General features: G+C 62.1%; 28 protein-coding genes. 16 read left to right on the top strand and 12 right to left on the bottom strand.

The window, feature by feature from the left end:
• Nucleotides 1-67: 67 nt before the first annotated feature.
• Nucleotides 68-1225 (top strand): diguanylate cyclase domain-containing protein, encoded by a 1158-nt coding sequence (locus tag ACT53S_RS05505; RefSeq protein ID WP_476066209.1) that lies wholly within the window; start codon nucleotides 68-70, stop codon nucleotides 1223-1225.
• Nucleotides 1226-1267: 42 nt separating this feature from the next.
• Here the strand turns inward: ACT53S_RS05505 and ACT53S_RS05500 are convergent, their stop codons facing one another.
• The 5 genes from ACT53S_RS05500 to ACT53S_RS05480 form a co-directional block, all read right to left on the bottom strand.
• A complete protein-coding gene (locus ACT53S_RS05500; RefSeq protein WP_476066208.1) occupies nucleotides 1268-2287 on the bottom strand; it encodes an NAD(P)H-quinone oxidoreductase in 1020 nt (339 codons plus the stop codon).
• Between the two features lie 112 nt (nucleotides 2288-2399).
• A complete protein-coding gene (locus tag ACT53S_RS05495) occupies nucleotides 2400-2885 on the bottom strand; it encodes a GNAT family N-acetyltransferase (RefSeq protein WP_476066207.1) in 486 nt (161 codons plus the stop codon).
• A gap of 20 nt (nucleotides 2886-2905) precedes the next feature.
• Nucleotides 2906-3295: a hypothetical protein gene (locus tag ACT53S_RS05490; RefSeq protein ID WP_113379327.1), complete on the bottom strand. Its 390-nt coding sequence runs from the start codon at nucleotides 3293-3295 to the stop codon at nucleotides 2906-2908.
• Between the two features lie 121 nt (nucleotides 3296-3416).
• Entirely contained in the window at nucleotides 3417-5219 is a 1803-nt protein-coding gene (locus ACT53S_RS05485; RefSeq protein WP_476066206.1) for a bifunctional diguanylate cyclase/phosphodiesterase, read from the bottom strand.
• 116 nt (nucleotides 5220-5335) lie between these two features.
• Complete coding sequence (locus ACT53S_RS05480; RefSeq protein ID WP_142070181.1) at nucleotides 5336-6133, bottom strand: pYEATS domain-containing protein; 798 nt, start codon at nucleotides 6131-6133, stop codon at nucleotides 5336-5338.
• A gap of 127 nt (nucleotides 6134-6260) precedes the next feature.
• On the opposite strand from ACT53S_RS05480, the gene betI reads away from it, so the two are divergent.
• The 3 genes from betI to betA all read left to right on the top strand — a co-directional run bounded on the left by betI (nucleotide 6261) and on the right by betA (nucleotide 10352).
• Nucleotides 6261-6893 (top strand): transcriptional regulator BetI, encoded by a 633-nt coding sequence (betI, locus tag ACT53S_RS05475; protein ID WP_476066205.1) that lies wholly within the window; start codon nucleotides 6261-6263, stop codon nucleotides 6891-6893.
• Nucleotides 6894-7005: 112 nt separating this feature from the next.
• Nucleotides 7006-8469 carry a betaine-aldehyde dehydrogenase gene (gene betB / locus ACT53S_RS05470; RefSeq protein ID WP_476066204.1) on the top strand — a complete coding sequence of 488 codons (1464 nt, stop codon included), beginning with the start codon at nucleotides 7006-7008 and terminating at the stop codon, nucleotides 8467-8469.
• Nucleotides 8470-8699: 230 nt separating this feature from the next.
• The gene (gene betA / locus ACT53S_RS05465; RefSeq protein ID WP_476066203.1) at nucleotides 8700-10352 is read left to right on the top strand and encodes a choline dehydrogenase; all 1653 of its coding nucleotides are present in this window, start codon (nucleotides 8700-8702) and stop codon (nucleotides 10350-10352) included.
• A gap of 4 nt (nucleotides 10353-10356) precedes the next feature.
• Here betA and ACT53S_RS05460 read toward each other — a convergent pair whose 3' ends face one another.
• From ACT53S_RS05460 to ACT53S_RS05440, 5 genes are all read right to left on the bottom strand, one after another.
• Nucleotides 10357-10656 carry a type II toxin-antitoxin system RelE/ParE family toxin gene (locus tag ACT53S_RS05460; RefSeq protein ID WP_142070187.1) on the bottom strand — a complete coding sequence of 100 codons (300 nt, stop codon included), beginning with the start codon at nucleotides 10654-10656 and terminating at the stop codon, nucleotides 10357-10359.
• Nucleotides 10653-10925 carry a prevent-host-death protein gene (locus ACT53S_RS05455; RefSeq protein ID WP_142070189.1) on the bottom strand — a complete coding sequence of 91 codons (273 nt, stop codon included), beginning with the start codon at nucleotides 10923-10925 and terminating at the stop codon, nucleotides 10653-10655. The genes ACT53S_RS05460 and ACT53S_RS05455 overlap by 4 nt, the downstream gene beginning before the upstream one ends.
• A 63-nt stretch (nucleotides 10926-10988) precedes the next feature.
• The gene (locus ACT53S_RS05450) at nucleotides 10989-12335 is read right to left on the bottom strand and encodes a virulence factor family protein (RefSeq protein ID WP_476066202.1); all 1347 of its coding nucleotides are present in this window, start codon (nucleotides 12333-12335) and stop codon (nucleotides 10989-10991) included.
• Nucleotides 12336-12448: 113 nt separating this feature from the next.
• Nucleotides 12449-13753: a phosphatidylglycerol lysyltransferase domain-containing protein gene (locus ACT53S_RS05445; protein ID WP_476066201.1), complete on the bottom strand. Its 1305-nt coding sequence runs from the start codon at nucleotides 13751-13753 to the stop codon at nucleotides 12449-12451.
• Between the two features lie 231 nt (nucleotides 13754-13984).
• Complete coding sequence (locus ACT53S_RS05440) at nucleotides 13985-15124, bottom strand: alpha/beta hydrolase (protein WP_476066200.1); 1140 nt, start codon at nucleotides 15122-15124, stop codon at nucleotides 13985-13987.
• A 355-nt stretch (nucleotides 15125-15479) separates the two neighbouring features.
• On the opposite strand from ACT53S_RS05440, the gene ACT53S_RS05435 reads away from it, so the two are divergent.
• The 3 genes from ACT53S_RS05435 (at nucleotide 15480) to ACT53S_RS05425 (ending at nucleotide 18435) form a co-directional block, all read left to right on the top strand.
• A complete protein-coding gene (locus ACT53S_RS05435) occupies nucleotides 15480-16514 on the top strand; it encodes a TRAP transporter substrate-binding protein (protein WP_142070195.1) in 1035 nt (344 codons plus the stop codon).
• Between the two features lie 71 nt (nucleotides 16515-16585).
• Complete coding sequence (locus tag ACT53S_RS05430; RefSeq protein ID WP_113456197.1) at nucleotides 16586-17125, top strand: TRAP transporter small permease; 540 nt, start codon at nucleotides 16586-16588, stop codon at nucleotides 17123-17125.
• Nucleotides 17125-18435: a TRAP transporter large permease gene (locus ACT53S_RS05425; protein ID WP_476066199.1), complete on the top strand. Its 1311-nt coding sequence runs from the start codon at nucleotides 17125-17127 to the stop codon at nucleotides 18433-18435. The genes ACT53S_RS05430 and ACT53S_RS05425 overlap by 1 nt, the downstream gene beginning before the upstream one ends.
• A gap of 17 nt (nucleotides 18436-18452) precedes the next feature.
• On the opposite strand, the gene ACT53S_RS05420 is transcribed toward ACT53S_RS05425, so the two are convergent.
• Nucleotides 18453-18695 (bottom strand): Ada metal-binding domain-containing protein, encoded by a 243-nt coding sequence (locus ACT53S_RS05420; RefSeq protein WP_113456195.1) that lies wholly within the window; start codon nucleotides 18693-18695, stop codon nucleotides 18453-18455.
• Between the two features lie 152 nt (nucleotides 18696-18847).
• On the opposite strand from ACT53S_RS05420, the gene ACT53S_RS05415 reads away from it, so the two are divergent.
• Entirely contained in the window at nucleotides 18848-19528 is a 681-nt protein-coding gene (locus ACT53S_RS05415; protein WP_476066198.1) for a DUF2161 domain-containing phosphodiesterase, read from the top strand.
• Here the strand turns inward: ACT53S_RS05415 and ACT53S_RS05410 are convergent.
• Nucleotides 19512-19883 (bottom strand): heme-copper oxidase family protein, encoded by a 372-nt coding sequence (locus ACT53S_RS05410; RefSeq protein WP_113379340.1) that lies wholly within the window; start codon nucleotides 19881-19883, stop codon nucleotides 19512-19514. The two genes, ACT53S_RS05415 and ACT53S_RS05410, sit on opposite strands and share 17 nt — an antisense overlap.
• Before the next feature lie 450 nt (nucleotides 19884-20333).
• Here ACT53S_RS05410 and ACT53S_RS05405 point away from each other — a divergent pair, with 450 nt between their 5' ends.
• The 8 genes from ACT53S_RS05405 (at nucleotide 20334) to cysN (ending at nucleotide 25743) form a co-directional block, all read left to right on the top strand.
• On the top strand, nucleotides 20334-20573 hold the full coding sequence (locus ACT53S_RS05405) for a hypothetical protein (protein ID WP_113376690.1): 240 nt from the start codon (nucleotides 20334-20336) through the stop codon (nucleotides 20571-20573).
• Between the two features lie 99 nt (nucleotides 20574-20672).
• Nucleotides 20673-20921, top strand: a complete 249-nt coding sequence (locus ACT53S_RS05400) for a hypothetical protein (protein ID WP_476066197.1) — start codon at nucleotides 20673-20675, stop codon at nucleotides 20919-20921.
• 102 nt (nucleotides 20922-21023) lie between these two features.
• Entirely contained in the window at nucleotides 21024-21272 is a 249-nt protein-coding gene (locus ACT53S_RS05395; RefSeq protein WP_142068321.1) for a hypothetical protein, read from the top strand.
• A 102-nt stretch (nucleotides 21273-21374) separates the two neighbouring features.
• Nucleotides 21375-21623 carry a hypothetical protein gene (locus tag ACT53S_RS05390; protein WP_476066196.1) on the top strand — a complete coding sequence of 83 codons (249 nt, stop codon included), beginning with the start codon at nucleotides 21375-21377 and terminating at the stop codon, nucleotides 21621-21623.
• A gap of 116 nt (nucleotides 21624-21739) precedes the next feature.
• Nucleotides 21740-21988, top strand: a complete 249-nt coding sequence (locus ACT53S_RS05385) for a hypothetical protein (protein ID WP_476066195.1) — start codon at nucleotides 21740-21742, stop codon at nucleotides 21986-21988.
• A 373-nt stretch (nucleotides 21989-22361) separates the two neighbouring features.
• Entirely contained in the window at nucleotides 22362-23108 is a 747-nt protein-coding gene (locus ACT53S_RS05380; protein WP_162750446.1) for a phosphoadenylyl-sulfate reductase, read from the top strand.
• A 198-nt stretch (nucleotides 23109-23306) separates the two neighbouring features.
• A complete protein-coding gene (cysD, locus tag ACT53S_RS05375; protein ID WP_113375595.1) occupies nucleotides 23307-24263 on the top strand; it encodes a sulfate adenylyltransferase subunit CysD in 957 nt (318 codons plus the stop codon).
• A 1-nt stretch (nucleotide 24264) separates the two neighbouring features.
• The gene (cysN, locus tag ACT53S_RS05370; RefSeq protein WP_113375596.1) at nucleotides 24265-25743 is read left to right on the top strand and encodes a sulfate adenylyltransferase subunit CysN; all 1479 of its coding nucleotides are present in this window, start codon (nucleotides 24265-24267) and stop codon (nucleotides 25741-25743) included.
• Nucleotides 25744-25872: the final 129 nt, after the last annotated feature.

Raw genomic sequence — 25872 nt, 5'->3', positions numbered from 1 at the left:
TTTCGTCGTCCGGCCTGACCGAATCTTAAGCTCCCTCGCCTACTCTCCGCTCAGTTCCGGGGCCTCGATGGCCCCCACTCATCCGCGTGAGGGTTTTGGCGTGCGCTACAGAGAGACGGACGAGGTGTTCAAGACGCTCGTGTCGGAGCTGCACTCGACGCTGACCCCGACGACGATCATGGGGATCACGATCCTTGCTGTTGGGCTGTTCGCCCACCAGAGTCTTGGCAATACGCCCCTGTTGATCGCCACCATCGGTGGGGCCATAGCCTCGCTTGGTAAGATCGCGGTTTCCCTGGCTCATCGACGCGCGGATGCCAGGAAACGCTCGACGGTTGCGGATGCGGCCTACTGGGAAAAGCTGCAGGGGTTTTTCATCTTTGTCATTGCGGCCTGCGTGGGGATGATCGCCACCATAGCCTTTTCCTACCCGGACCTCGCGGTCCACATGCTGGCCGCCGTGCTGACCTTCGGATACTGCGCCGGGGTGACGGTGAGGATTTCCGTAAGGCCGATGATCGCGGCGACCGCGATCCTGCTTGCCGCTTTGCCCACCTCCGCGGCGATCATCGTATTCGGCGATACGGCCCACTGGATCATGGGTCTGCTGGCGGTGATCTTTTTGGTCGCTGCCATGCAGAGCATGCTGCATGTCTATCGGACGACCGTCAGGCAAATCCGCCTGTTTCTCGACATGGAGCACCAGGCCCGGCGCGATCCGCTGACAGGGCTCTTGAACCGCACGGCACTGAGCGAGGCCTATCTGGCCCTCGGCAGGGCCGACGATGTGCTCACCTGCGTGCACTGCTTCGACCTCGACGGTTTCAAGGACATCAATGATCGCTTCGGGCACGCGGTGGGCGATGCCTTGCTGAGAGGGATTGCAGAGCGGCTGCGGGACACTCTGGAGCATCCCGATATCGCGGTGCGGATCGGCGGGGACGAGTTCGTCGTCCTTCAACCCGATGTGCGCGACCCCGCCCATGCCGACGCTCTGGCGCGCCGGATCGTGGCTCTTCTCGGCGTGCCCTACCCGCTTGCCGATACGGAGATCCGCATCGGCATCAGCCTGGGTTATACGATGGCCCTTAGCGGATCTATGGATCTGGACCAGATGATGGTCACGGCGGACAAGGCGTCCTACCGCGCCAAGCGAAACGGCGGCGGGATCGACCGCGAGATGCCGGCGACGGCGGAGCTGGGGAAGTTCTCCGTCGCGGCATGACTGCGCGGGTCAAGCGACCGGCGGTCTGCAGCGCCGCGCGCCTTACCCCAGTTTCAAGACGATCTTGCCGATATGGGCCGAGCTTTCCATAAGCCGGTGCGCCTCAACGACCTCTTCGAAGGGCAGGACCGCGTGGATGACCGGGGCCACCTCGCCGCCTTCGACCAGCGGCCAGACTTCCGCCAGCAGTTCATCCCGGATGGCGCGCTTTTCCTCCGCCGTGCGTGGACGCATGGTGGAGCCGGTGACGGTGAGACGCTTGACCATGATCGGGGCAAGATTGGCTTTGTCGACCGTCGACCCGCCAAGGAAGGCGATGATGGAGAGGCAGCCGTCCTTGGCGAGGACCTGCAGGTTGCGGTCGAAATAGGAAGCCCCGATCATGTCGAGCACGACGTCGACGCCCTTGCCGGCGGTCTCTTCCTTGACGATCTCGACGAAATCCTCGGCCTTGTAGTTGATGGCCCTTGCCGCGCCGAGATCCATGCAGGCGGCGCATTTTTCCGCCGAGCCTGCGGTGGTGTAGACCGTGGCGCCGAAAGCCTTGGCCAGCTGGATGGCGGTGGTGCCGATGCCCGAGGAGCCGCCATGGATGAGCACGGTCTCGCCTTCGGTGAGGCCCGCCATCTGGAAGAGATTGGCCCAGACGGTGAAGAAGGTTTCCGGCAGGGCCGCCGCCTTCACGGCGTCATAGCCCTTGGGGACGCTCAGCGCCTGGGTGGCGGGGACCGTGCAATACTCGGCATAGCCGCCGCCGTTCGCCAGCGCGCAGACATGGTCGCCGATCCGGACATCGGTCACACCCTCGCCGAGCGCGACGACTTCGCCTGCGATTTCGAGCCCGAGAATCGGGCTCGCATCCTTCGGTGGCGGATAGGTGCCCTGGCGCTGGGCGACATCCGGCCGGTTGACGCCCGCCGCTTCGACCCGGACCAGGATTTCACCGGACCGCGGCTGCGGCAGGGGGCCGGTCGCGAGCCGCATCACCTCGGGGCCGCCATGAGTGGGCAGATCGACGTAACGCATGGTGGACGGCAGAGAGGGGGTCGCGGGCTGGGACATGATCGGCACTCCTGGGAGAGATGGCAGAGGCTGGATGGGTCCGGCATAGAGCCTCTCAATTGCGATGAAAAGGAGGCCCTTTGCCGCCCGCGACAAATGGTGGCGATCGGGGTCAGTCCGGCTGCGGCGCGATGGTGCATTCCATGAAGGTGGCGATCGGGGTCTGTTCGTAGCGGCCGAAGGGGCTGCGATTGCGGAAGCCCGCGCGCTCGTAAAGGCAGCGTGCCTCGACATTGCGGACGCCGACTTCGAGAAGCACGGCGCGGAGGTTCCGCTCCCAGGCGGATTGGAGAATGGTGGAGACGAGATGGCGGCCGACGCCCTGCCCGGCATGATCAGGGTCGACAATCATGCGCTTGAGTTCGGCGGTGCCATCGCCCAGATCGAGAAGGGCCGCACAGCCGAGAGCCCGGCCGGTATCATCGCGGGCGACGAAGAGGGTGATGCCGGGTCGGGACAGGGTGGCGGGGTTCAGGGGCTGGCGGAAGGCACCGGGATAGAGGCGGGCCGCGACGGCGTCAGATATCTGAAGCAAAGTCGCAATGGCGGGCTGGTCGGGTGGTTCGATGGCGACGGTGATCGCCAGCGGCTTGCCCATTCCGGACGAAGGTGCGCCGCTCAGCTTAGCCCCCTGACGGCCTTCAGCTCGGGATAGGGGTAATAGCGCAGGCGGGGATCGCGGCAGCGGGGATCGTTGACCTTCGCACCGAGAAGTCGGTTGTTGCCGAAGGAGAAACCGACCACGTCCGGATGCCGCTTACGCTCGGTATGCCAGGCACGAACGCAAAACGCGTAGGTCTTGGCTTTCGGATCGAGCAGGACAACGCTGGAAATCTGCGGATCGACGAAGTTCCCAATCGTGCCAACGCTCTCCCTGATAACGCGGACGAGTTCGCTTTTTACGCTCGCCGAGGGCGGCACCTGAGAATCGGCAACGGACTGGGACAGCTCCGTCTGGCAACCGGCAAGCAGGATGAGCGCCGAGAGAGTGGCAAATCGCTTGGTCATGGCAAAATTGTTCCGTGTTGAGACCACTCAATCTTGCGCATCTTTAACGCGAAAGCAAACCCCTTTTCAATCGCCATTCTGACGCCAGCAGGCTCGACATGCCCGCGTCGCCCCTCTCCGATCAGCCTTCCCCGAAGACCCCGATCACCAAGCCTTCCGCACTTTCCTTCGCCTGCTTCTTCAGCTCGGCAATCGCCGCGCTGATGCGATTCACGTCGTCGATGACAAGGCCCGGGGGGAGTTCGATGACGCCGATCGAGCAGCGCATCAATGGGAAATCGCGCACTAAGCCCTGGCGATCGAGGCCCTTGATGCGGCCGGCCTGGCGGTCGGCTTCGGAATAGAGGTCGACAACGTCGTCGTGGAAATCCGAGAGCAGGCGATCGAGGATCTCGTTGAGTTCGGCGCGCGTCCAGTCGGTTACGCCGATGAAAAAGTCATCGCCGCCGACATGGCCGAGGAAATCGCCTTCCGAGAAGAAGTAGCGGCGCAGGAGCGCGGCAAAAAGCGAGATGGCATGGTCGCCGTGGTGAAAGCCATAGTGATCGTTGAACGGCTTGAAGTGGTCGAAATCGCAGTAACAGAAGAACCTCGGCGTGTCGCCGTCACGGGCTGCGTCCTGCATGAAATCGCCGATGGCGCGGTTGCCCGGAAGTCCCGTCAGCGGGTTCTGGTCCTGGGCGGTCTTCAACTGCTTTTCGTTGATGATGCGGATCAGCGAGGCGGCGGAGACGACACCGGCATAGCGCATGTTCTCCGTCAGGATGACGCAGTCAGATCCTTCCATATTGGCAAAAATCGCCATCAGCCGCTCGGCATCGGCATCCAGGCCGACAATTGGGGCGCGATCAACAAAATGGGAGATCGAGCGCTCGTAAACCTTGTTCTTCAGCAAATCGCGGCCGAAGGGCTGGTAGATATATTCCTTCAGATGGCGCTCGTTGATGATGCCACGCGGCTCGCCATTGGCGTTCAGGACGGGAAAGAAGGATTGGCCGGGATTGCGGCGGAAGAGATCGAAGACATTGTCGATGTTCTCATGCTCGAACACCGTCGGCAGAGTTTCGATCTGGCGGCGGATGAGGATCTCGTCGAGTGACTGGCTGGAGCGACGGACCTTTCCGACATCCTGGAGATGCGGAAAAGCGGCTTTCAGCTCTGTGGTGAGTGTCGTCGGGCGGGCGATGAACCAGCCCTGGACGAGATCGACGCCGAACTCCCGGCAGGCGATGAATTCGCCTTCGGTCTCGATGCCCTCAGCGATGACGCGTACGCCCAGCACGTGGCAGAAGTTGACGATGTTTTTGACCAAGTGACGCTTGCGCGGATTGCTGTCGAGGCCTTCGATGAAATGGCGGTCGATCTTGACGTAGTCGACGGGAAAATCGCAGAGCAGCTTCATCTCGCCGTGCCCCACACCGAAATCATCGATGGCGAGCTTGAAGCCGGAGCGACGCAGACGGTCTACGAGAGCGGAGAATTCCGGCACGCGGGTGTTGTCGAAGCGCTCGGAGAGTTCGAAGCAGACGGAAGACGGCGGGATCTGCGCCTTGCGCAATTGGTCGAGCAGCGTATCGACAAGCGCATTGCCGTCGGGGATCAGGCGGACATCGAGATTGAGGAAGAGTGTCGAACCGGCGCGATCGGGCAAGGTGGCGAACTTGGCCAGCGCGCGGCTTGCAACCATCTGTTCCAGCGGCAGGAGGTGGCCAGTTTCGGCCGCCTTGTCGAGCAGGTCCAGCGGACTTTGAAAGCCCAACCGATCGTGCCCGCGCAGCAGGCTCTCATAGCCGAAGACGGCACCAGTTCCGACTTCGACGATCGGCTGCAGGGCGTTTTCGACGACGAGCTTGGCTAGCGTCAGCAGCTGATCATTGGCGAACCGGCGCACAACAGCGCCTTCCTCGACCGCCCCCAATGCCATGATCTTCTCCAATATACCTTTGTTTTTTATGGCAAGATCGTGGCAAGCAATCGTCAAAAAAGCCTTTCCCGGATGTGACAGTTCGATGAAACTTGCAGTGCCGCCAAGCCGCCGCGCTAGAGCTCGCGGATGATGCGGGGCGCGCCCTCGAGGCGCGACAAATCCAGCTCCAGCAGGGTTTTTGTGCCTTCCACCCAGGCGCCGACGGTGAAGCCGCCATAGGCCAGGGTATCCAGAGCGGCGACACCGTCGACCGGGTTTACCGTTAACTCCGGACTGGGGAATGTCGGGTGGAGGAAGAAGCGAACCTTCTGTGTGAGGGGGCGGTCGATCCCATAGACGGCGAGTTTGACGTTGACGAGCCTCGCCTCCTCGGAGCCTACAAATTCGGCGGCCAGCTTGAACCCGTCCTTCTCGTCCCGTCCGCCAAAGCGGCCCTTGTTGGGATCGTCGCGCTGCGTGACCGGCTTCAGCTCCGGCATCGGAAGCGGGGCGATGCGCAGGCTCTTCTTGGACTGGGTCTCCGGCGGGGCGATGCGGTTCAGTGTTTCCTTGACGCGCTCCAGCTCCTCCCGGAGTGCCGCGACATCGGCCGTCGCCTTCATCATCGCATCGGCAACGACCTTGGTCTCAGCGAATTCGACTTCGACGCCGTAGAACTTGCCCTTGAGCAAAGGACCGACGCGCGAGAGGAGCAAAGCGACGAAGGCGGCACCCAGATATTTCAGGTAGATATCGACGACCTTGCCGTCGCCGCTGCCCTCACCGCCGAGGAAGCGAGAGCCTACATCCAGCGCAAGAAGCGCAATCGGGATCAGCGCCAGAGCGATCATGCCGCGACGCCACAGCCTGTCCATCCCGGTTTCCGGGGTCCTAATCTGCTGGGGGCCCTGCCCGCCCGGCTGTCTGCTCATCTCACCATCCCCGTTGAACGAAGCAGGATGCCAGAAATCCCCGTTTGAAAAACCCGCAAAAACGAAGGATTTTTTATTGATTGATCAGTCAATCAAAATTATCATCCGGCAAGACAGGGGAAAAGACATGCCGAAAGTGGGAATGGAGCCAGTGCGCCGTAAGGCGCTTGTCGATGCCGCGTTGAAGACGATCGGCCATCACGGCTCGCTGACTGTCACCATGTCGGAGATCGCCCGCGAGGCGGGTGTGTCGGCAGCACTCGCGCATCACTATTTCGGCTCGAAAGATCAGCTGCTGATCGAGACGATCCGTTCGCTGCTGCGCCAATTGCGCGCCGATGCGGGGGCGGCTCTGGCGGCGGCACAAACGCCGCGAGCGCGGATTTCGGCGGTCATCCGCGTTTCCTTCCAGGCGGACCAGTTCGATCCTCAGGTGGTTGCCGCCTGGCTTGCCTTCTACTCTGAAGCACAGCGTTCGGAAGAGGTGCGCCGGCTGCTCGCGCTTTATGCGCGGCGGCTGCATTCGAACCTGATGTCCGGGCTGAAGCCGCTGTGCGGTGCAGCCGACGCGCGGCGGATTGCCGATGGCGCAGCGGCGATGATCGACGGGCTCTATATCCGGCAATCTCTCAAAGCCGCACCGCTGTCGATTGATGCCTCTGTCGCATTGGTCGAGGATTATGTGGCGGGGCAGCTCGCCGCCCACCCTCCCCTTGAGGGGGAGGGTCGGACCGCAGGTCCGGGGTGGGGTGAGCCATGAGCGCCGACGACCGAACGAATCGACATCAGAAGATCACCCCCACCCGCCGCTTTGCGGCGACCTCCCCCCTCAAGGGGGAGGTGGAGAGAAACCACCCGTCTGGAGACAGGACATGAAAGCCCAACCGCAAGCCTCCCACTTCATCGACGGGGAATATGTCGAAGATACCGACGGTACCGTCATCGAGAGCATCTATCCAGCAACCGGCGAGGTGATCGCCAGGCTGCATGCGGCCACACCTCAGATCATCGAAAAGGCGATTGCCACTGCCAAGCGGGCGCAGAAGGAATGGGCGTCGTGGAGCCCGGCAGCGCGCGGTCGCGTTTTGAAGAAGGCGGCCGAGATCATGCGGGCGAAGAACCGCGAGTTGTCGGAGCTGGAGACGCTCGATACCGGCAAGCCGATCCAGGAAACGATCGTTGCCGACCCGACATCGGGCGCCGACAGTTTCGAATTCTTCGGCGGCATCATCGCGACTGCGATGAACGGCAGCCAGATCCCACTCGGCGGCGACTGGGCCTATACCAAGCGCGTTCCGCTCGGCGTCGTCGTCGGCATCGGCGCCTGGAACTATCCGCAGCAGATCGCCTGCTGGAAGGGTGCACCGGCGCTTGCCGCCGGCAATGCGATCGTGTTCAAGCCGTCAGAAGTGACGCCACTCGGCGTCTTGAAGATCGCCGAGATCCTGATCGAGGCCGGCGCACCGAAGGGCGTCTACAATGTCATCCAGGGGGATCGCGAGACCGGCCCGCTGCTCGTGTCGCATCCCGATGTCGCCAAGGTGTCGCTGACCGGCTCCGTGCCCACGGGGCGCAAGGTGGCGGGGGCGGCTGCTAGCCAACTGAAGCATGTGACCATGGAACTCGGCGGCAAGTCGCCGATCGTCGTTTTCGACGATGCCGATATCGACAGCGCGATTTCGGGCGCCATGCTCGGCAATTTCTATTCGACTGGCCAGGTCTGCTCGAACGGCACCCGCGTCTTCGTGCACACGGCGATCAAGGAAACCTTCCTTGCCCGCCTCAAGGCCCGCACCGAAGCGATCCTGATCGGCGATCCGCAGGACGAGGCGACGCAGATGGGGCCGATGGTCTCCTATGCGCAGCGCGAAAAAGTACTTGGCTATATCGAGAAGGGCAAGGCCGAGGGTGCAAGGCTCATCACCGGCGGCGGCATTCCCAACACGGTTTCGGGTGAAGGCTACTTCATCCAGCCGACGGTGTTTGCCGATGTCACCGATGACATGACCATCGCCCGCGAAGAGATCTTCGGGCCGGTCATGTGCGTGCTGGACTTCGACAACGAGGCGGAGGTGATCGAGCGCGCGAACGCCACGGAATTCGGTCTCTCGGCCGGTGTGTTCACCGCCGATTTCTCCCGCGCCCACCGCGTGGTCGATCAGTTGGAAGCCGGCACGCTCTGGATCAACACCTACAATCTCTGCCCGGTCGAAATTCCGTTCGGCGGGTCCAAGCAGTCCGGCTTTGGCCGCGAAAATTCGGCAGCGGCGCTGGAGCATTATTCCGAGCTGAAGACAGTATATGTCGGCATGGGCAAGTGCGAGGCGCCGTATTGAGTTTTCACCTCCCTCTTGAGGGGGGAGGTCGCGTGGCACGCGCGGGTGGGGGTGACGGTTATGAGGTTATCCATTTCTAGGGATCACCCCACCCCGGCACTGCGTGCCGACCCTCCCCCTCAAGGGGAGGGTGTTTGAGACGCCGCCGTCGCGCGGTCAGCTCTCCTCCTCAGGGGACCATGGCGAGAGCTGAACAGGTGCACTAGGGCTAGATTGTTTTGGGGATAGGCATGAAAAGCGCAGATTTCGTCATCATCGGTTCCGGCTCCGCGGGCGCGGCCATGGCTTACCGGCTTTCGGAAGACGGCAAGAACACCGTCATCGTGCTGGAATTCGGCGGGTCGGACATCGGGCCCTTCGTGCAGATGCCGGCGGCGCTGGCCTATCCGATGAACATGGACCGCTACAACTGGGGCTATATGACCGAGCCGGAGCCGCATCTCAACAATCGCCGGATGATTGCGCCGCGCGGCAAGGTGATGGGCGGGTCCTCGTCGATCAACGGCATGGTCTATGTGCGCGGGCATGCAGAGGACTTCAACCGCTGGGAGGAGCTCGGTGCGACCGGCTGGGCCTATGCGGATGTGCTGCCCTATTTCAAGCGGCAGGAGACTTCGCATGGCGGCGAAGAGGGCTGGCGCGGCACCGACGGACCGCTGCATGTACGTCGCGGCGAGGTCAAGAACCCGCTTTACCGTGCCTTCATCGAGGCCGGACGGCAAGCGGGCTTCCCGGTCACGGAGGACTATAACGGCCGGCAGCAGGAGGGATTCGGCCTGATGGAGCAGACGAGCTGGCAGGGGCGGCGCTGGTCGACGGCGAACGCTTACCTCAAGCCCGCGCTGAAACGGCCGAATGTCTCGCTGATCCGCTGCTATGCCCGCAAGGTCGTGATGGAAGGCACCCGCGCCGTTGGCGTCGAGGTCGAGATCGGCGGGAAGATCGAAGTGGTGAGGGCGAACCGCGAGGTGATCGTTGCGGCATCGGCCTTCAACTCGCCAAAAATCCTGATGTTGTCAGGCATCGGCCCCGCCGCGCATCTCAAGGAGATGGGCATTCCCGTCGTGGCGGATCGTCCGGGCGTCGGGCAGAACCTGCAGGATCACCTAGAATACTACCACCAGTTCAAGTCGAAGCTGCCGATCACGCTGCATTCCAAGAACAACTGGTTCTGGATGGGGATCGTCGGCGCGCAATGGCTGTTCTTCAAGAAGGGCTTGGGCACCTCCAACCAGTTCGAGGCGGCAGCCTTCATCCGCTCGGCGGCGGGCGTCAAATGGCCCGACATCCAGTATCACTTCCTGCCGATCGCGATTTCCTATGACGGCAAGTCGGCCGTCGGCGGCCACGGTTTCCAGGCGCATGTCGGCTACAACATGTCGAAGTCGCGCGGCTCGGTGACGCTGCGCTCGCCCGATGTGAAGGACGCGCCGGTGCTGCGCTTCAACTATATGAGCGATCCGGAAGACTGGGTGAAGTTCCGCCATGCGGTGCGCGTCACCCGCGAGATTTTCGCCCAGAAGGCCTTCGATCCCTATCGCGAGGCGGAGATTGCGCCGGGGCCGAATGTGCAGTCGGACGAGGAAATCGATGCCTATCTGCGGGAGCATCTGGAAGGTGCATACCATCCCTGCGGAACCTGCAAGATGGGTCGCACGGACGATCCGATGGCCGTTGTGGACCCGACTACGAAGGTGATCGGCGTCGAGGGACTGCGCGTGGCGGATTCTTCGATCTTCCCGCATGTGACCTATGGCAACCTCAACGGCCCGTCGATCATGACGGGCGAGAAGGCGGCGGATCATATTCTCGGAAAGCAGCCCCTGCCCCGCAGCAATCAGGAGCCTTGGGTCAACCCGCGCTGGGAGACGAGCGACCGGTAAGGGTTTATCGGTAGTCGTCTTCGCGCTGGTGGCGGATGGCGAGGATTTGAACGTCACCGTTTTCCGCGAGCTGATATAGCGCGACATAACCGGCGCGTCCGAATGCTATCGGTAGTTCTCTTAGCTGCTGGCCATCGTGCTCAATCTTCCGGCCCGTGTTGGGAAAATCGACCAGACCCGCGACACCGCTGACAATCGCATTCAACGCGCGCTCTGCGGCTTTCACGTCTCGGTCGAGCAGGAAGTCGTAAAGCCTGTTGAGGTCCGCCCGAGCCTTGGCATTGTAGCGGACCTTGCGGCTCATTGGTTCAGCTGTGCCTTTTTCTTTTCGAGCTTTGCACGGAGTTCGGCATGCACTTCGTCAGCGTCATACCAGATGCCTGTCCGTTGGGCCTCTTCCAGGCCTGCCAGCCCCCCCGCAATGAACTCCGCCTGTTCCCGCCGATACTCCACCTCCGCCCGTGCCGAGCGATCGATGAGGTCGGCGACGGTTTCGCCTTCGCGCAGCACGCTTTCGGCGGCGGCGTGGAACTCCGCGTCGTCGAGGACGGATGGCTTGACGGTCTCGTTCATGGCTGAACTCCCTGATCTCAAGCCATCATAACGCGAAAAGGCCGATGTGATAAGGCGTGGAGGTCAGGGGGCGACGATGCGAGCCACGATATGGTCGGCGATCAGCTCGTAATTCTCATCGAAGTGATGGCCGCCGGGGCGGGCGATAAGGTCGATACCGTCCTTGACGCGCGGCGAAAGCGCCGGGCAGGCAGTGTCCTTTTCCTCCAGTCCGTAGACGCACTGGATCCTAGTGGGCTCGACCGCAGCGAGGTGATAGACGGGGTCGCCGTGCTCGCCCGATCCGGCAGCACCGAGCCAGCCGGAGACGGCGATTTCAAAATCCGCCTGGTGCGACAAGGCGAGCAGCGAGAGGAGTGTCACGGACTTGCGCTCCTGATCGGGCAGCAGGCCATAGACCTTCGGCAGGATATTGGCGCCGAAGGAATAGCCGATCAGCACGACCTTTGAGACGCCCAGGCGCTTGCGGTAATGGGCGATGATTTTGGAGAGGTCGGCGGCAGTCTCTTCCGGCGTCTTCTCGCTCCAGAAATAGCGCAACGCGTCGACACCGATGACCGGCACACCCTCTTCGTTGAGGCGGGCTGACATCCGCTGATCGATCTCGCGCCAGCCGCCATCGCCGGAATAGAAGATCGCGGCGGTGTCATGTTTCGGTGTGACGATGTCTTCGACAAGCGGCAGGTCGAGGGCCGCGTCATCCGGTGTCAGCCGGTCGACAAGGGCGGCGACTTCCAAAGCCAGCACACTTGCCGGACCTGCTGCGTCAGACCTCAGGAGGATCTCGGCATTCGCAGCCTTGAGGCTTCGGGCATGGACACTGCCGGAGGGATCAGCAGACGCGGACAGCACGATGCGCACCGGATTGGGCAAGGCGCCATCGCCGAGGTCGTAAGCGTAGCCACCCGCAGTCTCACGATAGGTCGCGGAAGTGCAGAGCCGCTTCGGCAGAGCCACCGCTTCCTTGGGATCGATTGCCAACGTCTCGCCAATTGTCTCGGCAAAGCTTGCGTTGGGCGTTTGGGCGGCGATCGCCAGTGCCAGCGTTGCGCCTTCACCGAAGCCGACGATCCGCGGAGGTCGATAGAAGGCGGCATCGTGACGACGGTGGAGTTCTCGTGCCAGACGCTCGATGTCGGCGGGCAGGAAGAGACATTCGCGCTCCGTCTCTCGCGACAGGGCCGCCCGCCACGTGCGCAGGTCGACGCCGATCCCAATTGCACCGCCGAGCGCTGCCGCATCGAGTGCCGTCTGTTCCATGACATCCCAGCCATCGGCATCGGAGATCACGAAAACCACACCGATGAACCGGTCGTCGTCCGGCATCAGGATGTTGTGCTGCGGGAGGCTGACAACGTCATCCGTCGCAAGGCCGGTCCGCACTTCAATGGCGGCAAGCGCAAGGAGCATGACAGTGGCAAAACGCAGGAAGGTCGCTACTGTGTGCGAGGTCCTATGTCCGGCGCGGAATTTCCGGCGGCAAGGCCAAAGGTGGTGCGCAGTCGCACAGAATGCCACGGCGCTCATCTTCGCCACAGGCCCTTTGCACCGCCGCCGATCAGCAGCGTCACATCAATGACCGAGGCCAAAGGAAAGCCCTGCCCGGCAACAGCGATGTAGCGCGGGCGCCATTCGGGGTCGAACTTCTCCTTGAAGGTGCGCACGCCGCGGAAATTGTAGAAGCGCTCGCCATGCTCGAAAACCTGCCGGGCAAGGTGGTTCCAGGCCGGGGCGCGATCATGGACAGAAAGACCGGCAAGGGGTGCCATGCCAAGGTTGAGGGAGCGGAATCCTTGATCCTTCAAGGTTTCCATGATCCTCACGAAGAGCAGGTCCATCATGCCGCGATGCACGCCCGGCACATGGCGCATGAGGTCGATGAAGGCGTTGTCGCCAGAGGCCTCGATCATGACGCTCGCAAAGGCAACGATGCGCCCCTGCAGGCGAATAACGGCAATCGGGCTGGCGGCGAGGTAGTCGGGATCGAAGATGCCGAGTGAAAACCCCTTTTCCGCTGCCTGATGGGCCGACAGCCAATTGTCGGATACGGCCCGCAATTCGTCCATGGCAAGGTCCAGGCTCCCAGGCGCGAACCATTCGAAAGTGAGGCCATCGCGTTCGGCACGGTTGATCGAGCGTCGCAATTTCAGCCATGTACCGCCGGCAAGCGAGAAGCGGGAGAGATCCACCACCGCCTGTTCACCCAGCTTCAAAGCCTGGAGATGCATCTCGACGGCGATCGGCAGAAAATCGGCTGAAACCTGGTAAAAGACCGGACGGCAACGGCGGCGCCTCGCCTCAGCGACGAAGGCGGCGACAAGTGGCGCCCAGAGCTGCTTTGGCCCGACGGGGTCGAACAGCGCGATCAGCGAGCGTCCCTGGCGGGCATACATCAGAAAAGCCTCGCCGCAATCGGAAACCAATACCTGCTTGTCGCCTAATCGAACCAGGCCCGCTGCTGCTTCCGGCTGACGCGGGAGAATGGCAATCGCACGGTCGATGTCCCTGGCGTTCCCCACTTTCGGTCCGCGGTCGGGCCGTCGGATGAAGCCCCGCGAGGCGATGACGCCAAAGAGCAGCGACAGACCCAGCGTTCCCTCCGTTGCACCAATGCCATGGCGCGCCAACACCAGATGCCAGCCGAAATTGAGTAAACCCTCATCGAACACGAGCGGTGAGATCAGCGCGAGGCCTGCACCCGCCACGAGCCAAAGACCGGCACGCGGTGCGCGCAACGCGAGGCGGCACAAGAGAGACAGGCCAATGGCGGTCAGCGGTTTGGTGCGCGAACGTGCCGCTGGAGCAGCCGCCAATTCAACGTCGGACATGGAAGAAGTCATTCAAGGGACCAGGACTGGATGGAGACGATCGCTTATTAGCTTTCACGCATGGATTGAAGCTTGTGCCACCAACGGGTAAACGAGTCGGTAAACCGACGGATAAATTGCGCAGAACATGAGAATTCGTGCCCGGTCAATGCGACGGAGCAGCGGGCAGGACGGCATTCCCCGCATTTTGCTCGGGATTGATCGGAAACCAATCCCGTGCACAGACAGATGTCACCGTCGGCGCAACACGGTCGCGGCCAAGGAGAACGGGCTGGACACGGTCCTTGCCGCTGCATCGAAGACGAAGGCGCCGGCATCACCGAGCGTTGCGTTCGCAGCCGGTTTGCTCAAAGCGCTGGCCAGCTGCTTCACGTCGAAGAAGCGGTTGTGGTTGGTCGCGTCGACCGATTCCAGTGACGATATATCCACGATTGTCACGCCCGCTTTTTTTGCCGCCGCCGCCACATCGGGATCGCGGACATCGAGCGCGCCGACACGCTGGGTGCCAGCACCGAGCAGGCTGGAGACCTGGAGTGCACGGTCGTCGGCGGCAACGAGGATGACGATCGGGATACGCACGCGGCCGATCACGTCGAGCTGTGCGGCAAAAACATCGGCATCGATATCCGGGGCGGCCATGATGACGCGCAGCCGGTCCAGCACGTCGGTTCGACCTTCGAGTTTCAGCTGCCGCAGCGCTTCGACCGTCAACCAGCCCCCCATGGAATGGGCAAAGACATCCACTTCACCCTTGCGCGCGGTGACCAGGTCGGCCAGCAGATTGGCCAGGGCGTCACGCGAGTAGGTCGCCGATTCCTTGTCTGCGACATAGGCCGGCAAGGCGGCATAGGAGGGCCAGGAGAAGACGATCGGCAGGCCGTCGACATTGCTGTCCGTCTTCAGCTGGGCGAGACGATAGAGAGCCTCCTGGAAATTGTAGTTGTAGCCATGAACGAAGACGACGGGCGCTGCGGCCTTCGGCCCACGGACGGCGTTCAGCAGATCGGCGCGGTCGAGGACCGATTGCGAGACGACCGCAAAATCCGTGCGGGGGTCGACGGTCTTGCGTTTTGGCCATTCGATGTTGGCCGGTTTGTGATTGGGCGGGATCGAAACGTCGAAGCGGGCGTAATTCGGCTGCCGTGTCTTCTCGACACCAAAGACGTTCTTGCCCGGCTCGGTGCGGTCACGGGTGGTGACGGTATAGAGCGTCTCAACCCTCTCGGGCTTGAAATCGGTCAGTGCCACAGAGGACAGTGTCTCAGGTCCGGGGCGGCCAGCGCATGCGCTCAGCAACTGTACGGAGACGAGGCACAGGACGGCGAGAGAAGACCGGCTTACGAAGTGTCGACCGGAAGGGGCGCTCGTCATCTGATCCATCCTTATCACGCTTGGCAGTCACGGCCCGTCCTCATGACGACCTGGCGGCGAGCTATAATGCGGCAAGGGTGGTTCGCCAAGAGCGAGGAACCGGAGGCATAGCCATGACCTGCGCGATCAACACGGGTGGATGGGATGCGCCACATATATTTATCTGGTTATGATTTTCCCCGAGATTGTTATTTGCGCGCGACAACCTGTTCTGCAACCATAACCATCAAGGGAGAGATTGCCGGCTGGAGGAGCCGACCGTCCTCACGGTCGACCGGCACATCCGGTATCGTGGGGCGGATGCCGGCAGCGGCGTTTTCCCGTCGTTTTTTCAATATGTTTCTGGGAGGAGACCATGTTGCGCCATTTCCTGCTTGCCGGCCTGTCCGGAATTGCCCTTTCCGCTGCGGCCTTCACCGCCAATGCCGCTGACGTGACGCTCAAGCTGCACCAGATGCTGCCGCCACAGGCGACGATCCCGGCCAAGGTGCTCACGCCTTGGGCCGAGAAGATCAAGGCGGATTCCGGCGGCCGGATCGAGGTCGAGCTCTATCCCGCCATGCAGCTCGGCGGCAAGCCGGCCGACCTCGTGGACCAGGTCAAGGACGGCGTCGTCGATCTCACCTGGACGCTGTTCGGTTATACACCGGGCCGCTTTCCGAAGTCGGAAGCGTTCGAGCTTCCGTTCATGGTGACGACAGCCGAAGCGACCTCCGTCGCCTTCCAGGACTATTACGAGAAGCACCTGAAGGACGAGCTCACCGACTATCACGTGCTCGCCGTGCATACGCATGGTCCGGGGCTTATTCACACCATCGCGTCAAAGCCGGTGCAGAAGCTCGAGGACATGAAAGGGCTGAAGCTGCGCGGTACGTCCAAGGTGATCAACCAGATGCTGGAAGCCATGGGCGCCTCTGCCGTCGGCATGCCGGTCACGGCCGTTCCGGAGAGCCTGTCGAAGAGCGTCATCGACGGCTCGGTCGTTCCGTGGGAAGTGACGCCGGCGATCAAGATCGCCGAGCTTGCGCCGAACCACACCGCATTTTCCGGCAGCACGGGTCTCTACACCGGCACCTTCGTCTTCGCGATGAACAAGGACAGCTACGACGCGCTGCCTGATGATCTGAAGAAGATCATCGACGACAATTCCGGCAAGGAACTCGCCCGCCTGTTCGGCAAGGCCATGGATGAAGGCGATGTTCGCGGCAAGGACATTGCGGACAAGGCCGGCAACACCACCTTCACCCTGGACGAGAGCGAGACGGCACGCTGGAAGGCTGCCGGCGAGGCCGTCACCAAGGCCTGGATTGCCGAGATGGACGCCAAGGGTCTCGACGGCACCGGCCTCTACAACGACGCCACGGCGCTGATCGCCCAGTACAGCAAGTAACAGGGTTCTTCCTCTCCGGGCGTCTGTCGGAAACGCCCGGAGCTTTTTTTCCGCCTGCCCGAGGACGACCGATGGACCAGCCCGCCTCTCCCGCCTTTCTCCGTTTTGAAAAGGCGACCTATACCCTTGCCCAGGGATTGGTCGGCTTTGGCGGCTTTTGCCTCGTGGTTGCCTGCCTTCTCACGGCGGCATCGATTGTCGGTGGCCTGACGATCCGTCCGCTGCCGGGCGAGATCGAGGTGGTCGAAATCCTTTGCGGCCTCGCCGTCTTCGCCTTCCTGCCCTATTGCCAGCTGAAACGTGGGCATGTCGGCGTCGACCTGCTGATCTCCGCCTTCGGCCCGAAGGCTATGAACTGGACGCAGCTGATCGGCGACGTGATCATCGCCGTGCTGATCGGTCTCGTCACCTGGCGGCATGTCGTCGGGACGCTCGACAAACTCGACAATGGCGAAACGACACCGCTGCTTCTCTTTCCCGTCTGGTGGGGCTTTGCCATCGGTGCGGTGCTGCTGATTGCCAATCTCTTCGTCTGTCTGTTCATCATTTATGCCGACATCCGTGACATTCGCGATCGTCGTGCCATTGTCGCATCGCTTGGAGCCCATTGATGAGCAGCGTCGAAATCGGCCTCTGGTCCTTCCCCGTCCTCATCCTTCTGATCTTCCTGCGCGTGCCGATCGGCGCCGCCATGCTCGGCACCGGCATCGTCGGCACCTATCTCGTGCTTGGGAAATGGACGCCGATCCTGGCGCAGATGAAGGTGCTCGCCTGGAACACCAATGCGAACTATTCGCTGTCGATCATCCCGCTTTTCCTGCTGATGGGGCAGTTTGCGGCGCGTGGCGGGATGAGCCAGGCATTGTTCAACGCGGCCGCCGCCTTTCTGGGGCATCGAAAGGGCGGCGTTGCGATGGCCGCTGTCGGCGCCTGTGCCGGATTCGGCTCGATCTGCGGCTCGTCTTTGGCAACCGCTGCGACCATGGCGCAGGTGGCGCTGCCGGAGTTGAAGCGCAACGGCTATGCGGGCGGCCTCGCCACCGCGACGCTGGCGGCCGGCGGCACGCTCGGCATTCTCATTCCGCCCTCCGTCGTGCTCGTCATCTATGCGATCCTGGCCGAGCAGAATATCGCCAAGCTCTTCCTCGCCGCCTTCGTGCCGGGGATCATCGCGGCAGTCTCCTATCTCGTGGTCATCGCCATCTACGTGCGACTGAAGCCGGAAAGTGCCGGCCATGCGGCCCGCATCCCCTGGGGGGCGCGCATTCCTGCCCTCATCGCGGTCTGGCCGGTGGTGACGATCTTCTTTCTCGTCGTCGGCGGCATCTATCTCGGCTGGTTCACGCCGACCCAGGCTGCGGCCATCGGGGCTGCCGGTGCGGGTCTTGTTGCCTTCGCCAATGGCGGGCTTGACCGCCGGTCGCTGTTCGACTGCTTCAAGGAGACGGCCGTCTCCACCGGCATGATCTTCTTCATCATCCTCGGCGCCTCCGTTTTCAACTCCTTCCTCGCCTTCTCCCGCCTGCCGCAGGTGGGCGCGGAATGGGTGACGGCGCAGGGCTTTGCCCCGATGACGGTGCTGATCATCATCCTCCTTCTCTACATCATCTTCGGCTGCATCATGGATTCGCTCTCCATGATCGTGCTGACCATTCCGATCTTCTTTCCGATGGTGACGGCGATGGATTTCGGCATGAGCCCGGAGCACTTTGCGATCTGGTTCGGCATCCTGGTGCTGATGGTGGCCGAGATCGGCATGATCACACCGCCGGTGGGGCTCAATCTCTTCATCATCTCGGCGATGTCGCGTGACGTGCCGATCCGCGAAACCTACAAGGGGATCGTGCCCTTCGTCACCGCCGACCTCTTCCGGATCGTGCTTCTGACCGCCTTTCCGATCATATCGATCTTCCTCGTGTGAAGATGCGGTCGACTTGATCACCAGCTCTCCGGGCTATCGGGCCGGCAGCGCAGACAGGCCCGGAAGCCGCCAGCATGGGCGGCTTCCGCCGTTTCGAGGCAGACAACACTTCGGGGTCGAGCCGGGCGCGAGGGACAGGACGGACGGCAGAAGATGCCGGTGGACAAAACGCCATAGACAAAGCCGCCATCCTGCGAGGCATCGCGGTCGACGATGGCCTGCCATTGCTGCGGCGTGGGTGGCGGATTGCTGGTGCGCATGGTGGCTTCTCTCCGGTGATGGCACAGAGGATGCCAAGTTCTTCAGACGTGGCCACCCGAAAGCTGCGGACGCCTCCCCCATCGTTTTCCAGTGTCGCAACAAGGCAAAGCCCTGTAGGTCTCGATGGATTGCCGATTCAGTGCCGGGGCCCATGGAAACGTCGCTCTACCCTCCCGTCAAAGCCTTTCTGGAAGGCGCCGGTTACACCGTGAAAGGCGAGATCGGCGGTTGCGATCTCGTGGGATTGAGCGACGGGGATCCGTCCGTCGTCGTCATCTGCGAGCTGAAGATGAGCTTCAATCTCGAACTGATCCTGCAGGCGGTGGATCGGGCGGCGGTTGCCGACGAGGTGTGGATCGCGGCGCGCATTTCGGCGAAGGGCAAGGGCCGCGAGAGCGACAAACGCTACCGCGATCTCTGCCGACGGCTTGGCTTCGGCATGCTCGGGGTCGCCGACAATGGTGCGGTCAGCGTGATTGTCGGCTCGGTCACGCCGATGCCCAGGACCAATCCGAAGCGGCGGTCGCGGCTGATGCGCGAACATCAGAAGCGCAAGGGCGATCCTGTCGTCGGCGGCAGCACGCGCATGCCCCAGATGACGGCCTATCGGCAGCAGGCGCTCGGCTGCGCGTCCGCCCTCGCCTCGGGCCCGTTGACGGTCAAGGAGATCAGGGCACAGGTTCCCGACGCGGGAAAGATCCTGCTCTCGAATGTCTATGGCTGGTTCGAGCGGCTCGACCGGGGCGTCTATCAGCTGACCCCGGCCGGGCACGCGGCGCTTTCGCGCTGGAACCCGAGCGCCGATGGCCCGGCGTCTACGCCCTGCGGGTAAACAGGATCACCGCGAAGAGCAGGACGCCGGCAAAGGTGACCAGCGAAGACACGGCAACCACCGGCTCGAGCGACGGGTTGCCCGTCAGCATCAGGAAGAGCGAGGGCGCCATGACCAGGATGCCGATGGTGTAGAGCATATATTGGACCTTGGCGACGCGGCTTGCGGCCTGGATCGGGTTGAGCGCGTAGTAGATGCCGAAGATCGCCATGGTCACCCAACCGAGCAGGTTGATATGCGCATGGGCACCGGTCGCCTCGAACTGGTGCGTGATCGACATGTAAAGGCCGACACAGATCCCTGCGATCAGAAACAGGATGGCCGTGCGGAAATACCAGACAGACAATTGCGGCATGTTGAACTCCCCTCCAGTGATGCTGCGAGCTTACCACCGGCGCGTTGGGGCGCAATGATCTGGCGATTGTCAATTTTCGGGACATGGAACGGACAAGCGCAGAGGCCGACGAGTCGCCTGCTGAAAGTTGAGAGGCGGTATCTTTTTAGAGGGACCAGACGGGCCGGACCCACTCGGCAACCGCTCGCAAGAGGCACAAGCACTCTCACAAAAGGGTGAAAGAAATAAAAAATAATGGTTATATGTCATAGTTAAATGACTGTGAAATGACGCCCTAAGCCTTTGAAACTCAACGCTCAAAATTTCAAGTACCAAACTGGATACCGGGTACTTTCACCGAACCAATCAGTTCGATTGTGCGCAAAGGGGTATTGAATTCCCCCACGTTATGCGCCAAATCATACTCATCGAACCGAACAGTTCGATCGAACAGTTCCAAGGCAAACAACCATGAAGACCATCGCAGCAGCACTCCTGACCACCATCGCAGCCGCTTCGGCCGCTTTCGCGATCGAGCCCCTCCCAGGCTCAATCACCTATGGCGGTGCGCAGCCAAGGCTCGAACAGGCACCCGCCGGTTCGAACTTCTTCCACACCTTCTATCTCAACGGCACAGAAGTCCACGAGATCTACAAGGTGAACGCAGACCGCTCCGTCTCCCTCGTCGCAAGGTCGCTTTCCAACGACTGACGCGCCAGACGGTGCACATCACAGGTAACGCATACCCTGACATTCAACCATGAGCTGAGAAGCTGAAGTCCGGCTCAATTCAAGATAAGGAATACCACCATGAAGACCATCATCTCTGCAGCCCTCATCTCCATCGCCGCCGGCTCGGCCGCTTTCGCTTCCGTCCAGCCGATCCCGGGCTCGATCACCTACGACAACGCCAATGTTCAGCTGGAAAAGGCACCTGTTGGTTCGACCTTCTTCCACACCTTTGCCAACGGTGACGGCCGTGACGTTCGCGAAGTCTACAAGGTCAACGCCGACAAGTCGGTGACCCTCGTCAGCCGCGCCGTTTCGAACGCTTCCTAATCAACGCGCCTCCCAAGACGCAAAGACGTCCGGCGGCAGGCTCGGTCCCCTCTCCCCGCCCCATCGAGCCGCCGCCACACCACACCCTGAAAGGATAAGACCATGAAGACCATCATCTCTGCAGCCCTCATCTCCATCGCCGCCGGCTCGGCCGCTTTCGCTTCCGTCCAGCCGATCCCGGGCTCGATCACCTATGACAACGCCAATGTTCAGCTGGAAAAGGCACCTGTTGGTTCGACCTTCTTCCACACCTTCTCCAACGGTGACGGCCGCGACGTTCGCGAAGTCTACAAGGTCAATGCCGACAAGTCGGTGACCCTCGTCAGCCGCGCCGTTTCGAACGCTTCCTAATCAACGCGCCTCCCAGGACGCAAAGACGTCCGGCGGCAGGCTCGGTCCCCTCTCCCCGCCCCATCGAGCCGCCGCCACACCACACCCTGAAAGGATAAGACCATGAAGACCATCATCTCCGCAGCCCTGATCTCGCTTGCAGCCGGCTCGGCCGCTTTCGCTTCCGTCCAGCCGATCCCGGGCTCGATCACCTACGACAACGCCAATGTTCAGCTGGAAAAGGCACCTGTTGGTTCGACCTTCTTCCACACCTTCTCCAACGGTGACGGCCGCGACGTCCGCGAAGTCTACAAGGTCAATGCCGACAAGTCGGTGACCCTCGTCAGCCGCGCCGTTTCGAACGCTTCGTAATCCGGAGCAATCGATAACAGCGCCTCCCAAGACGCAAAGACGTCCGGCGGCAGGCTCGGTCCCCTCTCCCCGCCCCATCGAGCCGCCGCCACACCACACCCTGAAAGGATAAGACCATGAAGACCATCATCTCTGCAGCCCTCATCTCCATCGCCGCCGGCTCGGCCGCTTTCGCTTTCGTCCAGCCGATCCCGGGCTCGATCACCTATGACAACGCCAATGTTCAGCTGGAAAAGGCACCTGTTGGTTCGACCTTCTTCCACACCTTCTCCAACGGTGACGGCCGTGACGTTCGCGAAGTCTACAAGGTCAACGCCGACAAGTCGGTGACCCTCGTCAGCCGCACGCTCTCCAACGCTTCCTGATCTTCAGGGTGCGTGGGGGCCCCGGGACCTAGGTCTCGGGGCCTTTTTTTGTGTCTAGGGAAGAGAATGACTGATGGGTCTAAGCCCCTGTCAACAAGCCTGCCGCCGGCGGCATCAGGGATGCGCAAAACCTGTTTTCACGGTCGCAAATTAATATCTATTGATTTTATGGAAAATAGACGATAGTGAGCGTCAGCCAAGATCCAGCCTGTTCCGCTGGCCGCACTGTCGCACGCGATCGACGGGACGATATCGCGCATATGCGTGTTCGCGTAGAGAGATTTGCTCTCCTAATCCGCCCAGTTGAAAGGCGATTCCTGTCCTGAGGCTGCGTTCGCGGCGATAATCCGGAACAGTCAGCAGGATTATCGTGATGCCTTCATCCAGTGCCGCAGAATTTGCCATCTCCCTCGACAGCCAGCTTGCCTCGCTCAGCCTTGAGGAACGCCTGCGCATGGTCGCCGGGCTCGACGGCCGCGCCGTCTTTACCACCTCGCTCGGCATCGAGGACCAGGTGATTACCGCAGCGATCGGTCTTGGCCAGTTGCCGGTCGAGGTGTCGACGCTTGAAACCGGTCGTCTGTTTAAGGAAACAGTCGATCTCATCGCCGAAACCGAAGAGCGCTTCGGCATGACGATCAAGCGCTTTCATCCGCGCCAGGACGATATCGACGCCTATGCGGCGAAGTATGGTTTGAACGGCTTTTATGAAAGCGTCGAAGCCCGCCATGCCTGCTGTCATGTGCGCAAGCTGGTTCCACTCGCCGAGGCGCTTGCCGGCGCCCGCTTCTGGATCACGGGCTTGCGCCGCTCCCAGTCTGGCAACCGTGCGGCCACGCCCTTTGCCGAATACGACGCCGAACGGGACCTGATCAAGGTGAACCCGCTGGCTGACTGGTCGATCGAGGACATCAACGCCTATGTCGAGGCCGAAAGCGTTCCGACCAATCCTCTGCACAAGCGCGGTTACCCGTCGATCGGCTGCGAGCCCTGCACGCGCGCCATCAAGCCGGGTGAGCCGGAGCGCGCGGGTCGCTGGTGGTGGGAGAATGACGAGAAGCGCGAATGCGGCCTGCATGTTCCGGAGGCTGCGTCGTCTGCGATCCCGACGCCAGCTTGAACTGATTTCGCTTAGGTAGCTGCCCCTCATCCGGCTGCCGCCACCTTCTCCCCGCGAGCGGGGAGAAGACACGTGCGGCACCCTCGGCGGCAAACCGCCTTCTCCCCGCCTGCGGGGAGAAGGTCCCGGCAGGGGGATGAGGGGCAGATCTCATTGATAGACGTCGGGGCGACAAGCCCAACGAAAGAAAAGAAGACCATGCACGTACACACATCCGAATTCGATCCGCATTCCAAGGATCCCGTGACCAAGCCGCCGCTCGACCCGCATCTGAAGGCGCTCGAGAACGAAGCCATCTATATCTTCCGCGAAGTGGCTGCCGAGTTCGAAAAGCCGGTCATGCTCTATTCGATCGGCAAGGATTCGTCCGTTCTTCTGCATCTGGCGCGCAAGGCCTTCTTCCCCGGCCGCGTGCCCTTCCCGCTGCTGCACATCGACACCGGCTGGAAATTCCCCGAGATGATCGCCTTCCGTGACGCGACGGCGGAAAAGTTCGATCTTGACCTGATCGTGCACACCAATCCGCGCGGCAAGGAAGAGGGCATTGGCCCCTTCACCCATGGCTCGGCCTATCATACCGATGTGATGAAGACGGAAGCGCTGCGCCAGGCACTCGATGCCGGCAAGTATGACGCGGCCTTTGGCGGCGCGCGCCGCGACGAGGAAGCAAGCCGCGCCAAGGAGCGCATCTATTCCTTCCGCACGCCTGACCACAAATGGGATCCGCGCAACCAGCGCCCGGAACTTTGGAACATCTATAACGGCATGATCCGCCGCGGCGAGAGCGTGCGCGCCTTCCCGCTGTCGAACTGGACCGAAGTCGACATCTGGCGCTACATCCAGGCCGAAAACATCGAGCTGCCGCCGCTCTATTATGCGAAGAAGCAGAAATATGTGGAGCGCGACGGCATGCTGATGTGGGCCGAAGACCCGCGCTTCGAGGCCTTGCCCGGCGAACAGATCCAGGAAGGCATGCTGCGCTTCCGCACCCTGGGCTGCTGGCCGCTGACCGGCGGCATCCGCTCCCATGCGACCACGCTCGACGAGGTGATCGCCGAACTCGAAATCGCCACCGTCTCCGAACGTCAGGGCCGCGCCATCGACCGCGACCAGGCCGGATCGATGGAAAAGAAGAAGCGCGAAGGATATTTCTGAGATGACCGCTGTCGCCAATACCGCCCTTGCCGCAGAGGCACCTCACACCGAAGCCGCACCTGTCATCCGCGACGCGCGTCCGCTGCGTCTGATCACCTGCGGCTCCGTCGACGACGGCAAGTCGACGCTGATCGGCCGCCTGCTCTGGGACACCAAGGCCGTCAAGGAAGACCAGGCCGCGACCCTGCGCCGTGATAGCGGCCAGCAGAATGATCTCGGCCTCCCGGATTTCGCCCTGCTGCTCGACGGCCTGCAGGCGGAGCGCGAACAGGGCATCACGATCGATGTCGCCTATCGCTATTTCGCCACCGACCGCCGCTCCTTCATCGTGGCCGACACCCCCGGCCACGAGCAGTATACCCGCAACATGGCAACCGGCGCCTCCACGGCGGATCTTGCGATTCTGCTGGTCGATGCCCGCGCCGGCCTGCTTGAGCAGACCCGTCGCCATGCGACCATCGCCTCACTGATGGGCATCAAGCAGTTCGTGCTCGCTGTGAACAAGTTCGACCTCGTTTCCTACGACAAGGCCGTGTTCGACCAGATCAGCACCGAGTTCAAGGCACTGGCGCTGTCGCTCGGCGTGCGCCAGGTGACCGCGATCCCAATGTCGGCGCTGAAGGGTGAAAACGTCGTCTATTCCGGCAAGGCGGTGATCCCGTGGTATGAAGGCCCGACGCTGGTCGAGACGCTCGAACTCGCCACCCTGCGCTCCGGCCAGTCGACCGGTTTCCGCCTGCCCGTGCAGCGCGTCTCGCGTCCGGGCGAAAGTTTTCGCGGCTATCAGGGCACGGTCGCCGGCGGTGCGGTAAAGCCCGGCGACAGCGTCGCGATCCTGCCTTCCGGCCAGGTCGCCAATGTCAAGCAGATCGTCACCTTCGACCTCGTGCGCAACGCAGCCGTTGCCGGCGACGCGATCACGCTGGTTCTCGACCGTCAGGTGGACGTGGCACGCGGCGACATGATCGTTTCGCTCGATGCGCAGCCGCAGACCGGCCTTGCCTTCGATGCGCAAATCGTCGCCCTGCAGCCGGATGGCATCGTGCCCGGCAAGCGTTACTGGCTGAAGGCCGGTTCGCGCCGCCAGCGCGTGCAGGTGCAGCCGGTGCAGCAGCTGGATCTCAAGTCCGGCAAGTGGCAATCGGCCGAGATGCTGCAGATGAACGCCATCGGCAAAGTGCATCTCTCCTTCGACGAGACCGCGATCTTCGACCCCTATGAGCAGAACCGCGGCACCGGCGCCTTCATCCTGATCGACCCGGACACGAACAACACCGTTGCCGGCGGCATGATCACGGCAAAGCGCACGGATCTCGGCGGGCTGAACGCCCATGAGGGCCGGGTCATCCTGTCGCTGCCGGCAGATCTCGCCGAACAACTGCTTGCCACCGAACTGCTTGCGAGCCGCCGCGACGAGGTCGAGACCCGCCGGGTCACCACGACCGCAGCCCGTCAGCTGCTTGACGATATCGACGGCTGAGCTGTCGGCCTCAAGCACGACCCCAGATCCTGGCCCGCCCTTCGGCGGGCCATTTTTTCTTGATAGATATCAAGAATAGCCGATACACTTCCGTGCAAGTTTTTTTCGGTATTCTAATACACAAATGGA

This window comes from Allorhizobium sp. DMC15, assembly GCF_056314065.1.
Note: the sequence above shows the minus strand (reverse complement) of the source record. Positions and strands in the feature narration are given on the sequence as shown.